The sequence below is a fragment of the Pandoraea commovens genome (assembly GCF_902459615.1).
Classification (GTDB): Bacteria; Pseudomonadota; Gammaproteobacteria; order Burkholderiales; family Burkholderiaceae; genus Pandoraea; species Pandoraea commovens.
In genome coordinates, this window is the sequence record NZ_CABPSA010000005.1 from 36,908 (window position 1) to 50,136 (window position 13,229).

At 55.5% G+C, this 13,229-nt stretch carries 9 protein-coding genes; 3 read left to right on the top strand and 6 right to left on the bottom strand.

Annotated elements, in window-relative coordinates:
* Window positions 1-293 precede the first annotated feature (293 nt).
* Entirely contained in the window at window positions 294-1,022 is a 729-nt protein-coding gene (locus tag PCO31010_RS15465) for a response regulator (protein WP_174984800.1), read from the top strand.
* A gap of 41 nt (window positions 1,023-1,063) precedes the next feature.
* The gene (locus PCO31010_RS15470; RefSeq protein ID WP_150665045.1) at window positions 1,064-4,456 is read left to right on the top strand and encodes a hybrid sensor histidine kinase/response regulator; all 3,393 of its coding nucleotides are present in this window, start codon (window positions 1,064-1,066) and stop codon (window positions 4,454-4,456) included.
* Here PCO31010_RS15470 and PCO31010_RS15475 read toward each other — a convergent pair.
* Complete coding sequence (locus PCO31010_RS15475) at window positions 4,443-6,854, bottom strand: ATP-binding protein (protein WP_150665046.1); 2,412 nt, start codon at window positions 6,852-6,854, stop codon at window positions 4,443-4,445. The genes PCO31010_RS15470 and PCO31010_RS15475 overlap by 14 nt on opposite strands.
* A gap of 809 nt (window positions 6,855-7,663) precedes the next feature.
* On the opposite strand from PCO31010_RS15475, the gene PCO31010_RS15480 reads away from it, so the two are divergent.
* The gene (locus PCO31010_RS15480) at window positions 7,664-8,512 is read left to right on the top strand and encodes a hypothetical protein (protein WP_150665047.1); all 849 of its coding nucleotides are present in this window, start codon (window positions 7,664-7,666) and stop codon (window positions 8,510-8,512) included.
* Between the two features lie 520 nt (window positions 8,513-9,032).
* Here the strand turns inward: PCO31010_RS15480 and PCO31010_RS15485 are convergent.
* The 5 genes from PCO31010_RS15485 to PCO31010_RS15505 all read right to left on the bottom strand — a co-directional run bounded on the left by PCO31010_RS15485 (window position 9,033) and on the right by PCO31010_RS15505 (window position 13,155).
* The gene (locus tag PCO31010_RS15485) at window positions 9,033-9,734 is read right to left on the bottom strand and encodes a response regulator transcription factor (RefSeq protein ID WP_150665048.1); all 702 of its coding nucleotides are present in this window, start codon (window positions 9,732-9,734) and stop codon (window positions 9,033-9,035) included.
* A 31-nt stretch (window positions 9,735-9,765) separates the two neighbouring features.
* Window positions 9,766-10,194, bottom strand: coding sequence for a type II secretion system protein (locus PCO31010_RS15490; RefSeq protein WP_217426168.1), 429 nt, complete (start codon window positions 10,192-10,194; stop codon window positions 9,766-9,768).
* 64 nt (window positions 10,195-10,258) lie between these two features.
* A complete protein-coding gene (locus PCO31010_RS15495) occupies window positions 10,259-10,660 on the bottom strand; it encodes a type II secretion system protein (RefSeq protein WP_150665049.1) in 402 nt (133 codons plus the stop codon).
* The gene (locus tag PCO31010_RS15500; protein ID WP_150665050.1) at window positions 10,635-11,141 is read right to left on the bottom strand and encodes a type II secretion system protein; all 507 of its coding nucleotides are present in this window, start codon (window positions 11,139-11,141) and stop codon (window positions 10,635-10,637) included. Before PCO31010_RS15500 ends, PCO31010_RS15495 begins: the two co-directional genes overlap by 26 nt.
* A gap of 4 nt (window positions 11,142-11,145) precedes the next feature.
* Window positions 11,146-13,155 (bottom strand): secretin N-terminal domain-containing protein, encoded by a 2,010-nt coding sequence (locus PCO31010_RS15505; RefSeq protein ID WP_246184625.1) that lies wholly within the window; start codon window positions 13,153-13,155, stop codon window positions 11,146-11,148.
* Between the last annotated feature and the right edge of the window lie 74 nt (window positions 13,156-13,229).

Consider the following 13,229-nt stretch of genomic DNA (forward strand, 5'->3'; position numbering starts at 1 on the left):
CCCGATATCAGCCAAAACCCACATAAAAAATAGGGCAGCCAAACCTATCCATTAGGGCTCCGCTTATGAATAATTTTCGGGAATCTAATCAACAAGTTTTTTGCCCCTCCTCCCGAGAGAGCGCAATTTGGATTCTTTCAATGATTTTTGATCGAAACGATCGCAATCATCAGAATTCCTGCAAACGACCGACATGTGCCCAGCACGTAAGCAGATGCTTATTGGCATGCCCATGCACGCCGCATGCTACTCCGGCTGAAATTGCCAGATACGCTTCTTTGCACGAGCACCTTATGAACCTTTACGATCCCGAAGAGACCGTGACTGCGGAATTTCGCGCCCCCAATCAGTCAGCATCCACGTCGCGCCGAGATGCCCATGGTCGTATCCGCATCATCATCGCGGACGACCATCAGGTTGTAACGCAAGGGGTGCGCCACGTCCTCTCGCAAGCCCCGACAATGGAGGTCATCGCGGAAGTGCACACCATCTCTGCGCTGATGGCACGGCTGGAAAAAAGTCCGTGTGACGTTCTCGTATCCGACTACTCATTTGATGAAGACCCGGAGCCGGATGGCCTACGCTTGATCGAGCGCGTACGGCGGATGTATCCCGACGTCAAGATCGTGCTCCTGACAATGATCGACGATCAGTGCCTGCTGCGGCACGTCATCCAACGTGGCGTATCTGCGTTCGTCAGCAAGAACGGTCGAGAGCTACGCCGTCTGCCAGAAATCATCACCCAGGCGATTCAGGGAAAAATGCATATTGACTCGAAGATCGCCAGCGATGCGCTCTTCAACCTTCTCGATACGCCCCACCGCTCGACGACAACTCGCGAACTCTCCGCTCGCGAGCTGGAAGTCGTTCGACTTTACGAAGAGGGAATGTCCGTTGCCAACATTGCCATTCGCATGAATCGAAGCCGCAAGACGATCACCACGCAAAAAGCCAATGCGATGCGAAAACTTGGTGTGACGACAAACCAGGAGCTCATTGACGCAGTACGAAAGCTTCTGTGACTGAATCTTCCTAATGTTGCCTGGCGAAGCGCAGAGGAACGATGATCGCACAGTGGATTCAACGTCGAATGGAACGTGCAGGAAAATCCCGCAGCGACGACTGCCACCTCAGTGGCGCTTACCAACGCACGATGCTTTACGGCGGAGCGGCGTTGCTCACGTTCGCAATCTTTGTAGCGATTGCCATCACCATCAATGCTCGCGTCGACCGTTTCATCGATGACCAGCGATACCTATTCTCCGATCAACGCAACACTGTGCAGGCGGGCGTTCAACTTGCCGAGTCGAGACTGCGCGAAATAGTCATGCAGCACGAGGCTCGAAGAGTTTGGGGAGGGAACGCGCCCGTTACTGCCGCGCAGGTATCCATGTACGCAAATCGCCTGGGGCTCAATAACGGCGTCACGATTGCTGACTCGGATCTGGTGGCCTCGAAATACACGCTTGCGGCATCGAACGTCGACTTCTTTCGGACGCATGCCCCATACGTAATCAGTCTGCTAAACACCGTATCGCCGACGCCAGTCATTCGCGCAAATGCCGATGGCATCGAGAAAGGAAACTTCGTCTACGACGGCACGGAGCAAATCTTCGCGTTTCACCCTGCCTTTGAGGCAGACGCGGCACTGGAGAGTAAACCTCCCGCCATGGTTCAGGTCTTGGCTCAACAAGAAGTGGCGGAAGTTCGCAAAGAAATCGCCAGGCACGCAGGGGGGGTCGTATGGACCACACCCCACACCTCCACTTTCTCCGGTGAGCGCGTCGTGCAGTATGCAACGGCGATCGAACAGGGCCAGAAGCGCCTAGCGGTGGTCGGATACAGCATTCGGTTGACGGATTTCCGCGCACTCTTCATGCAGAATCAGCCCCCTTTGGCTGGTTTCTACCTGCTTTCCCAGGATGGCGCAGACGTATTAATGGGCGCGCCATCCGAGAACCAATTAGCAGCGAGTGCGACGACCAAGCTATTCGATATGCCGCCAGCCGGCGCGCCGGAAATCAGCATTGCCCGTAGTGGAGGAACGTTTGTGATGGCCCAACGCATTCGAGGTCCGGAATGGATCGCCGTGTATGCGTTCGACTGGCCAGCCATCGTAGTTGGCCTGCGGGAGGAACTTGGCGTTGTTGCCCTGACGGCCGGGGCGGTGCTCGCGCTTCTATGGACGTTTGTCCGAATTTTCGACAAAACGATTTTGATTCCAATGCAACGCAAGATTCGGCGAGTCTATGAGAGCGAGGCATTCAATCGGACCGTGGTCGACACGGCACCTATCGGACTGTGCGTGCTCGACGCCCATACCGGCGACATTGTTATGAAAAATGTCATTGCCGGAGAAATCCTGGGGCGCACATCAAATGGAGCCGGCACTTTCTACGGTGAGGTGCTTAAACTGTGCGGATCGCGCAGCCATCGGACGAAATGGAGCCAGGGCGAAATACAGCGAGACGAGATCGTCATCGGCGTGCATGAAGGCAAGACCATTGCAGTAGGTGCAACCTTCGTCGAGACCCGCTACGACGAGAGGGATGTGGTGCTCTGCGGAATCACCGATGCCACCCAAGCAAGGGAAATGCAAACACTGCTCACCAACGCAAAGCGGGACGCCGAGATGGCCAACGACGCGAAGTCGATGTTCCTCGCAGCGATGAGCCACGAAATCCGCACGCCACTGCACGCGGCGCTCGGCAACCTGGAACTTCTCTCGCTCCAGCCGTTGACTCCTGGACAAAATGCGCTCGTCGAGACGATCGGCAAGTCCTTCGGAACATTGAGACGACTACTCAACGACATCCTCGACTTCTCCAAGATTGAGGCGGGAGAATTGCGTCTGGAACCCGCCCCCTTCGACCCCCTGGAACTGGCAGAAACATGCTCGTTGGCCATTTATCCGTCGCTGGCAAGTCGAGCCATCGGACTAAGATTAATTGCCGACGAAGCAAAAGTTCCCCGGGTCAAGACCGACTCGATGAGGCTACAACAGATCATCATGAACCTGCTGGATAACGCTTCGAAATTCACGCTGCGCGGCGAAATATCTCTGGCGATGACCGTCCGTCGCGAAAGAGGCGATCACGCCCACCTTGAAATTAGGGTGTCGGACACCGGGATCGGCATTTCACCGGAAGATCTAGGACGCCTATTCAAACCATTTACTCAGGCGGGCAAAGCAACAGCTCATCGATTTGGCGGTACCGGCCTGGGGCTGACCCTTTGCAGGCGCCTTGCCGAACTCATGGGGGGAAGTATCCAGGCTACCAGCACGGAGGGCGTTGGAAGCACATTCGAGGTGCTCATTCCTGTCACCGTCATTCCCCGCGCAGCCGAGCCGACTCAGACAAATACCGTCGCACGGGCCAATACATACGTGCTTGACTGCAGCGACGACGTGTGGCGAGCTAGCATCACCTCCCAACTTAAGAACTGGGGGCTGCACGTTGTGGAATCCGCCACGGCCCGCGAAATTGAAAATGCGGTACTAGTGATTGCCCGCGCCGGTGGCGTCGATTCCGAAGAACTGATGCGCATTCGTAGCGCTGCCCCATACAGCTCGCCGCGCGTCGTGCTGATTTCGGAAACCTATCCATCGGCACCTGAATGTCGGGATAACGTGATTCGCGTCACATCGCTCTCGCGTCCAGCGTTGCGCCATGCGCTGACTATGGCGTGTGACGACGCATCGCAGAAACCCGTGCACCACAATACCGAAATAGCCCTGGCGCCTGCGCATCGCGCGCGCTTCTTGATTGTGGAAGACGACGAAGTCGCGCGCACGCTAATCTCCACTCAGCTTGGCATACTCGGCTTTCATAATGTCGATTGCGTCGCCGACGCAACTGACGCGATACATCACTGCCGTCAGCACGAATACCGCCTGATTCTGTCCGACCTGAACTTGCCGGATATGCGCGGCACCGAGCTACTGAACCAACTGCGCCGTGGCGGCGTGATAACCCCCGTTATACTCGTCAGCGCCAGTGCCCCCTTTGTCTCGGCCAGTGATCAAACGGTAGACGGATTCTGCGCCATCGTGGAGAAGCCGCTTTCACTCAAACAACTGCGGGCCCTGTTGATCAAGCAGGGACTTACAGACGAAACCGCCCCCGCCGCAGTGGACCTCGACATCCCGTTCACTCCCCTGGCTCCGGGCCTTTGGAAAACGTTCGCGCGCAACTGGCCCGAAGATTGCGCCGTCGTGACACGAAGCCTCAATGCGGGCAACTTGCAGGCCGCAGCCAGAAGGCTACACAAGATTAAAGGCGCGTTGCAAATGCTTGGTGCACCGACGCTGGCGCAATTGACTGATCAAGCAGAGAAGGCAGCAAAGCGTGAAGATGCGGACATGGCAGCATCGCTCTGGGAAACCGCATCTTCGCGTATCAAGACGGACCTGAGGCGCCTTGACAAAGTGGACACCTCACTCAACGCCTGTTAGCGGCGATGGGATATTGGGAGCCCACCCTCGCAATGGCAGGCATATCCACTGTGGGCACCATGGCCAACCCGATAGGCAGCATCAATATAGCCTCCGTGCCCCTTCCCCCAGGGCGCCGGTTGATCAGAACTTTTCCGGCATGACGAACCATGACAGCCTTGACGAAAGCCAGCCCAAGCCCCACACCTGACGCTGCGTCGCGCTTGCTAGCGCCCACCTGATAGAAAGGTTCGAAGATCTTTTCCATCGCATCCTCAGGAATGCCAACGCCGTTATCACAGATCCTGATAACAGCGAAAGCATGCCCTCCCCTCAACTCCCGCTCGACAATGACATTAACCGATGTTCCTGGCGGCGAGTACTTGATCGCGTTATCCAAGACATTCACGATTGTGCGCAGGAGCATGTCGCGATTTCCCGTGACCCACCCAGGAACATTGCCATGGCGCTCAACGGAGATGTCTATAGACTTGGCGTCGGCAATCGCCGCCACCTGATCGAGCGCCTCATCCACCACGTCATCCACGACTACGCTTGAGAATGTCGCAGGATCAAGCGCCTCCGCACGAGACAACTGCATGAAGTCCTGAGCCATGCGAAGACTGTAGCTTACGAGTCGTCTGAGATCCGCCATGAACTTTTCATCGCTCGACGCCCCGGCGTTACTACTATGCTGCTCAATAAGCGCCAGAATGGTAGTCAACGGATTACGAAGATCGTGAGCAATGTGGCGAAGCGTCTGACGATCTTGCGATACAGATCGTTTCACGTCGTCGATATCGATCAAGCAAATCAGGCTCGCCACGTCCTCTTCCACCGCAAGAGGGGAGAACTGTGTAAATGGCACGTTCATTAGCTTGTAATCCCGTCCGCCCACGCTTATCTCGCATTCGCGAGCCGGCTGGTTCATGGGATCGAGTGCAGCAAATCTCTCTAGGACCTCCCGAAGCGTTCCCGCATCACCACCGGCCTCACCGCTATCTGACGGCACCGCATGCTCATCAAGCAACTCTGCTCCGCGGCTGTTCCATAAGGCCAACTTGCGCGCTCTCTCGAGAAATACCGGATACGGTAAAAGATTAATCACTGCGACATAAGCCTCTTGCCATTCGCGAATCTGCTTCATCGCGACCTTCACTTCATCCAGCAAGGTCGACTCGGCAACCTCACCGCCGGGGGATACCGGCGAGAATCGCACTGCCCCCATGCCCGTCGAGATCTCCCTCAAACGATCGATTTCTCGTCTCAGCAATCGATGCATCCCGAATAGCTGGCTCCAGGCGAAGTACACATAAACCAGCGCGCATACCGCCAGCGAAGCGCCGACTGGAATCCACACGCGGAATATCGCGAGTGCGAGGGTCGAAGCGCCCAGGATTGCCCCCGCCCATAGCAGTGCGAATACATGCAACCGATGCGCTTTTGTTAGCTCACAGATCAACAACATTCCGAGCGCAACGGTCACATTGACGATCAACTTCAGCACGGGCGGAATTTCGTTCACGACATCCGCCGCCAGTAAAGCCGACGTAAACATGGCGTCCAGTTGTGTTCCGCTTACAAAAACCTCATTGATAGACGAAACTTTGTGGATTCCTAAAGGACGAAATATCTCGTGACCGACAAACACAATCTTTCCATTGAATTCCGATGGCGGCACACGCCCTTCCACGACATCTGCAAACGAATAGCTCTTGATAGACTTTACACGAGGAAGCAAAAGGCGAAGTGTCAGTGCATTGGCGCCATCTGCAGGCCCTGCATAGACCACTCCGCGCGCTGCCGACACACGAAGCACCGCGTCACCATTGATTCGTGCAATGTTCAGCGCGGCAAGCACGACATGGGGATACACCACATCGCCTATCGCCCGATATGGTATCAATCCTGTGACCACATCATAGTCTCCGATCGAAAGCTCACGTTGGCCAATCGCTGCGGCGGACTCCGGCGCCGGATCCGGCAATGGAAGTAATAATCTTCCGTCAGCGTCGATGTCAGTGGAGGGAAGACCTACAACAACGCGTCCGTTACGTTTCACGGCTTCGAAGAACCCCGTGTCATATTGCTCACGGGCCGGTAAAGGGATGTCAAAAATGATGCTGGCGGCACCGCGCAAATCGTCGATCAATTGTGCATTCAATGCGGGAGAAAACATCTTTTCTCTCCCGAGTATGCGTAAGCTACGCTCGCCCTTCCCAACAAGCACGACTGAGTCGGACGCTGGCCTGGCCATTGCCGACGAAACAATATTGAAATGGACTTGGTCGAAGGAACCGAAAAGTGCCTCAAGTCGGGGAACGCTCGCCAGTGCGGCAAGTCCGACGACGAGCGTGATAGCGAATGGGCTATGTAAGCGGGATTTCCCCTTGGACGAAAAATGAATCCAATGACGCATTTCCTTGACTCCTGTTTCCGTTCACCCATTCGGGGACACATCATCAGAAATCGTCTACGACAACTTGATTTCCGATCCTAGAGGACTGCTAACGGGCACTGAGAAGAGAACGTTTTTTCACCCGTTCCAAGCGATACACGCCAAGCTCGGGCAAATGAGCCATTGATACATAGGCCAAAGCCCCAACAACCACCACTTACAACTCGAAGCATAATTCCGCAAGATTTGTAATGTTTCATTTTTTTATAAAAATTTCTTGAAAATCCTTCCGGAGAAGGTTCGAAGGCCCACGTCATCATGTCGTCGTCAACAAGACGAATCTCGCACGACTAAATAGATCAAGACGATAGTCGAGAAACCGCCGGCACCACAGTCAAGTCTGTAGCCACCGCGGCACTTTCGATCAAACACATTCGAACGGGTGAGCCGGACAGAGCGGGTCGTAAGTTTCGAACGCCCGATAATTTGCAGCCACGGGGCGTGCTGGGGGCGCACTTATTACAGCGCCGCCTCAGATTTTTGGAGGATGAAAGTTGGCAAGCGAAAGGGCTTTGAATTCGTGCGAATCTTAATCATTAGGGTTACCACTGAAAATACCGATTTGCCATATGAGACGGATGTCCCCGAGAGCATGCTTGCACGCAAATCGAAACGCATCGTGACGAATTGGCAGCCCCCAAATCTTCGCAAGATCTACCCCAACCATCCATCAGCCTGCGCCTATATCGGTACCAGACGTGAGATATCGGCGACTTGCACCCGAGGCTGTTTTGAAGGCCTTACGCACTAACAATGGGACGAATTCCGCAATGAACGTATCGCCTGCACTCTCCCCAGACGGCATCCGCACCGCAGAGATTCCCGACTTTTATCCGGCGGCACGCGCCATCGCGCCAGGGTTTGCGGCGGACATGAGATCAGCCCGCTCCACGTCGGTCTTTCCACGGGAGCCGTATCGTGTCCACGTCTCCAATACTGCACCGCCGAGCTTCTTTGACGTCCACAATTACCGACGCGTCGATGATGCAACGGAACATCGGGGCTTAACCGAACCACCAGGAAGCCTGCGTTTAGAATCAGGCAAACTGAAAGGACACGTGCCGTCGTCCGCATCTTCAGAAAGCGACCGTCGCGATGTCGGTGAACTGGGAGGACAGCTCCCATCACCCGCCACTTCAGAAAGCGACCGTTGCGATGTCGGTGAACTGGGAGGACAGTTCCAATCACCCGCCACTTCAGAATGCGACCGTTGCGATGTCGGTGAACTGGGAGGACAGTTCCCATCACCCGCCACTTCAGAAAGCGACGTTTACGCCTCAGGCTATCTCAGACGAGTACCGTCACCCGCGACTCAGGAGGAAAGCATTAGTGATCTCTGTCCGCGGCCAGCAGCCTCCCCGTCGCATCGCCCAGCGGCAATCATGATGGCGCTGTCGAGTTCCGCGTACGACTCGAAAGAGAAGCGAGATAAGTGCGAGACAGTGGACCGGAAATTCGCAATGCTTCAATGCAAGGAGTGGGAAATTCTTCTCAAAAACGAGAAAACTGTCGAGGACACGCACACATTGAGGAGGATATACGCCGAAATGCGTGAAGTACTACCGTCCCACTGGGGACGCGATGCACCGGTCCTTATTCGTCGAAAGACATCGACATAGTTCACGCAAATCGGCGTTATGAAACCTATGCCACGCCGGAACGCTATCGGAAAATTTGTGGTTTTCTGAGATTTATCGCGCTACGGGCTGAATGCCAAGACAATTCAGCTGTCGATCGGGAAGGTAGATTTCTCGATCAACATCTTCCAAACTCTTCAGGACAACTTACTATGAAAGCATCGAAGACCTTCATCGCAATCACCGCGGCATTCGCACTGTCCGGTTCGGCATTCGCCTGTGGCGGAAGCCACGGTGCAGCGCACGCGCAAGGATCGACACAGTCGGCAAACCAACATTCGCATCAGACGAGTTCCGATACGAAATCGACGTCGAGCCCACATGACCATGGCACTCAAACGACATCTCAGACAAAGGATTCAGGCAACGTCAATACGCAGCGCTAAGCATAAAGCTAAGCGGTGACATCACCGACGACCACGATTGCCTGTCTCCATCGTGGTCGTCGGACCTGGGTTCGTTCAACAAAAAAAACTATTCAGACCATTTCAGACGCCCTCCCTTACACACGCTCCAGCCGATATCCGTAACTGTAGACCGTTGAGACCACAAGTCCGTTCTTTGAACGTAACGCGAGCGTGTTTCGTAACTTGCTGACGTATGTCGTCAAACTTGCGTCGTGCTTGCGATCGACCTCGCCCCAGAGCTTCTTGATAAGAAGATCTTTAGAAACAATACGTCCCACATTGCTGAATAATGTCATTGCAAGCTCGAACTCTCGGGCGGACAGCGCGACTGAGTCACCTTCCACGCCGTTGACATCTGTAAGCTTCACGCGTCGCGACGCAGGATCCAGCTCATATTTTCCAACCGATATGGCCCCCTGCTCAACAGCGCTTGGGTAATACTTTCGCACCTGTGCACCCATACGGGCGATCAACTCCCGTTGGCGTACCGGCTTGGTAAGGAAATCGTCAGCGCCACTATTCAATCCGTACACGACGTCTTCTTCACCATCGTGCTGCGTCACAAATATCACGGGCATGGCGTCCGAAAACGTTTGGCGGACCCATCGAGTCACCTCGATGCCATTGGGCCCGGGCACGTCCCAGTCCACCAGCAGCACGTCCACCTTCTGTGTACGAACGAGGTCCATGAAACGATTACCATCATGACGAACTTCCGTCTGATAGCCCGCAGCCCTTAACCAAGACGCCAGTGTTTCCGCCTGGACCTCGTCGTCTTCAAGTATTGCAACAATCATCGCTCCTCCGCATTGAGATCCAGATGGTTCATCACATTTGTCCTTTGACAGGTCGAAAAACGAATAGCCATTCCTGATATGTGCTCTTACCAGAAAAATCAATGTCCTGCTCCGAAAAGCCGCCTTGCTTCACCGGCTTGCCCGGCGCAAGACTGTAGACTCCCGCAATTCCGCCATCCGGTGCCTTGACAACGCCCCAGTCGGCCCGTCCCGTCAAGGGATCCGCGTAGATTCTCCGCAAATGATGCCGGGTATTGATGGAGCGCTTGTCTTCCACCAGCGCGTCGAGCGATCTGGGGTACTGGCTACCAGGGGAGGCGAGATAGTATCGCTCGATCGCCTGGCGAAACTCCTGTCCGACGAAAAGCAATTCTGTCTCCCTTTCTCGTTGCCGAACCTTTGCCCATATGACACCCGCCTCCGATAGCCCAATACCGATTACCGCCAGAGCGATCAGCATCCCGAGGTAGGCAACCCCACGTTGCTTCGATGCGTACGGCCAGCGCTGGCGACACCGGATGCGCTTACCACTTAGCATATTCGGTGCCATCTGCTGCCTTTCCCGGAGACCCGCTGTGTACATCGAGCACGCCGGCGCTATCGCCTCGCTCCGTTTTCCAGGTGTCGCGTCTACCGGTGACCGGATCCAATGGAATTTCCTTCAAGTACTTTTCCTGTACCAGCACATCGAGCGATGCCGGGGCTTCGCCGCGGTCGGCTCGGTAGTCGTCTATCGCAGTGCGCAGGGCGCGAAGGTTGTGACGCAACACAGTCTCCTGGGCTCTCCCCGTTTGTTTGAAATATGCAGGCGCGACAAACGACATTAGCAGTCCAACGATAGCCATGACCACCAGCAGTTCGATCAAGGTGAAACCTCTCTGGCGTCCTTGTCGAATATTCCTACCACTGATTGTATGGAGTCCCATTGATCCCTACCTTATCGCTTTTTGAACGAATGTCGAACACATCCTTTCCTGACATAAATGCCGTGGGCGAACTCATATAGCTACGTGTCTCCCAGGTTTCGGAAGCCCGTACTCCGGGACAATTGCATAGTGGGTCGACGGGTACGCGTCGAAGGAAATAAATTCGCTTTCCTTCCGGACTTTTTCTGTCTTTAACGCCTTCGGCAAGCACATCCAGTGAAGGTGGATAACCGCTCGCATCGACCGACTTCTCGATTCGACCTTCGTCTGATGCCCGCTTGTAAGCGTCAAGCGCCGAGCGAATCGTCGTCAACGCGTGACGCAATTCCGTCTCTTTGGCTCTGCGCTGCACGAGGTCTGTCAGCGGTAACGCCGCCGACGCGATCAATGCGAGTAAAGTGAGCGCCACCAGCACTTCGATCAGCGTAAAGCCGCGTTGTACTCCAGGCCGGTGTGAATAGCGGCAATTACTGCGTCGCATGATTTCAACGTCCCGACGTCTTCTCTTCTGCCTTTACAGCGGCCCGGCCCTTGTCGGCTTTGCCTTCCCCGTTGTCAGGGACGACAGGCTCATCCTGCGAGGTAGGAGCACCGCCGTTGGAGGGCAGCTTCAGCGCCGCGCCACCTGTACGTGTGTCTCCCGGACGGCCGTCAATGGGATCGCTCAACACCGGCGCGCCCGTGGGTATTGCCCCCTTCTCTGGCACTTTGCCGAACGCCATCGGTTCGGTCGTAAGCTCGCCTTCTGTGCCTGACATGAAAGTTGTCACTGCGGACGCCGGCAGATCGAGATTTCGCTCGATGTGCGGGGTGATCAGCAATACGATCTCAGAGCGCACGCTTCCGGACCGGTCCGTGCCGAATGCCCGGCCAATGCCCGGAAGACCTGACAGATAGGGCAGCCCGCTGGAGCTCGAAGTCTCGTTCCGATTGATAAGACCCGCAAGTACCTGTGTTTCGTTGTCGCGCGCGGTTAACAATGTCTGGGCCTTACGGGTTCCGAGCTTGTACGCAATAAGACCTGTCTTCGTGGCGATCTCCTGCAGGATGTTACTGACCTCCAGCGTGACTTTCACGGACACCTCATCATGCAAGCTGATTCGTGGCTGAACGACCAGTTGCAACCCGACATCCTGATGCGCAATGGATTCGCTTGTCACGCCATTGTTAGTCGTCGTCGTAACCACCGGGACACGTTCGCCGACGTTGATATCTGCTTTCTCGTTATTTCGAACCCGGATCTTCGGGTTAGCCAAGATCTTGGTCTTGCCTTGCTTCTGAAGCATGCGAATCGCCATTCGGAGCTTGGCGCCTTTATCTCCGGAAACAGCTATATTGTCCCGGTTAAGACTAAGAAGATCTCCGATCGTGGTGTGAACCCTTTCGTAAGGATGCTCGATGGAGAAACCCAGCTCTTCCGGATACTGAACACCAAAATCGACGGCGTCGTCGGCGTTAACCTCAAGCACCTGAACGTCCATGGTCACTTCGGATTGCGGTAAGTCCAACGCCTGCACCAGGCGCTCCGCGACTTTGACCGACTCAGGGGTATCCCGAACAATCACCGCGTTGGTCCGCTCGTCCACGTAAATGTCACGAGGTTTGACCATCTGCCGCAGTGCTGCGACAACGTTCTTCGCGTCCGCATGCGAAAGAAAAAACGTGCGCATCATGAACTCCTTATACGTCCGCCCCTTGTCTGGCCGGGACGGATAGATCAACAATGTATGTTCATCGAGCACTTTCTTCGTCAACTGGTTCGCCCGCAGCAGCAACCGAATGGCGTCTTCGGCCGTCGTACTCTTCGCAAACAAGCTGGCCGGCTCCGACAATTGCACTTCCTGATCGAAGACGAAGTTCAGCCCGGTAGCGCGCGATATGGCGTCGAAAATGTTCTCCAGCGGCTGGGACCGGAAGTTGAGCGTTATTGGCTTGCGCAGTGCCTCGGCCAGTCTCGGTTGCATCGCCCTGTCGCGCTGCTGCTGGCGCTGCAGGCTGTCTCGCAACTGGATGGCGTCGGCGTAATCGGGTTGCTCGTCGAGTATTCGCCGAACGATCTCCAATGCCTGATCTGGTGACTGCTGCCTCAGGCGCTGAGCACGTTCCAGTTCGCTTCGAAATTGGACGCGTTGATGGAGACGATCAATCGCTTGACGAACCCGCTGATTCGACGGGTCGGCTCGACTAGCGTTCTCCAGACGCTCAAACGCGGTGTCCTCGTCTCCCATGGCCCACGCCACGCCAGCAGCACGCAGCTCACCGCTGACATACGTATTCTTCCGGTTTTGAAGCACGACGTTGACTTCGACGTCGTCCGGGCGCGCCCGATGCGCAGCCTCGAGCACTTCGATGGACTCCTCGGGCCGCCCGTCCTTTATCAATCGATCGCTCTGCTTCAAGGCTTCAGCCCCGCCGTCGCCAGCCTTTCCGCCTGGAAACGCGCATCCGCCCAGAAGAGCTAACAATAGTGCCGTCACAATAAATTTTGGTTTCACGCTAGATCTCTCACATGATGGCTTTGCAGTGCCGCATCAGCTTCAATGGCCGGCCACGGCCAAGTGATGCTCTC

What these genes read in the sequence shown, in the direction of transcription:
- PCO31010_RS15465 (WP_174984800.1), top strand. Translation starts at nt 294, where the DNA reads ATGAACCTTTACGATCCCGAAGAGACCGTGACTGCGGAATTTCGCGCC.
- PCO31010_RS15490 (WP_217426168.1), bottom strand. Translation starts at nt 10,194, where the DNA reads ATGCTGATCGCTCTGGCGGTAATCGGTATTGGGCTATCGGAGGCGGGT.
- PCO31010_RS15475 (WP_150665046.1), bottom strand. Translation starts at nt 6,854, where the DNA reads ATGCGTCATTGGATTCATTTTTCGTCCAAGGGGAAATCCCGCTTACAT.
- PCO31010_RS15485 (WP_150665048.1), bottom strand. Translation starts at nt 9,734, where the DNA reads ATGATTGTTGCAATACTTGAAGACGACGAGGTCCAGGCGGAAACACTG.
- PCO31010_RS15500 (WP_150665050.1), bottom strand. Translation starts at nt 11,141, where the DNA reads ATGCGACGCAGTAATTGCCGCTATTCACACCGGCCTGGAGTACAACGC.
- PCO31010_RS15495 (WP_150665049.1), bottom strand. Translation starts at nt 10,660, where the DNA reads ATGGGACTCCATACAATCAGTGGTAGGAATATTCGACAAGGACGCCAG.
- PCO31010_RS15480 (WP_150665047.1), top strand. Translation starts at nt 7,664, where the DNA reads ATGAACGTATCGCCTGCACTCTCCCCAGACGGCATCCGCACCGCAGAG.
- PCO31010_RS15470 (WP_150665045.1), top strand. Translation starts at nt 1,064, where the DNA reads ATGATCGCACAGTGGATTCAACGTCGAATGGAACGTGCAGGAAAATCC.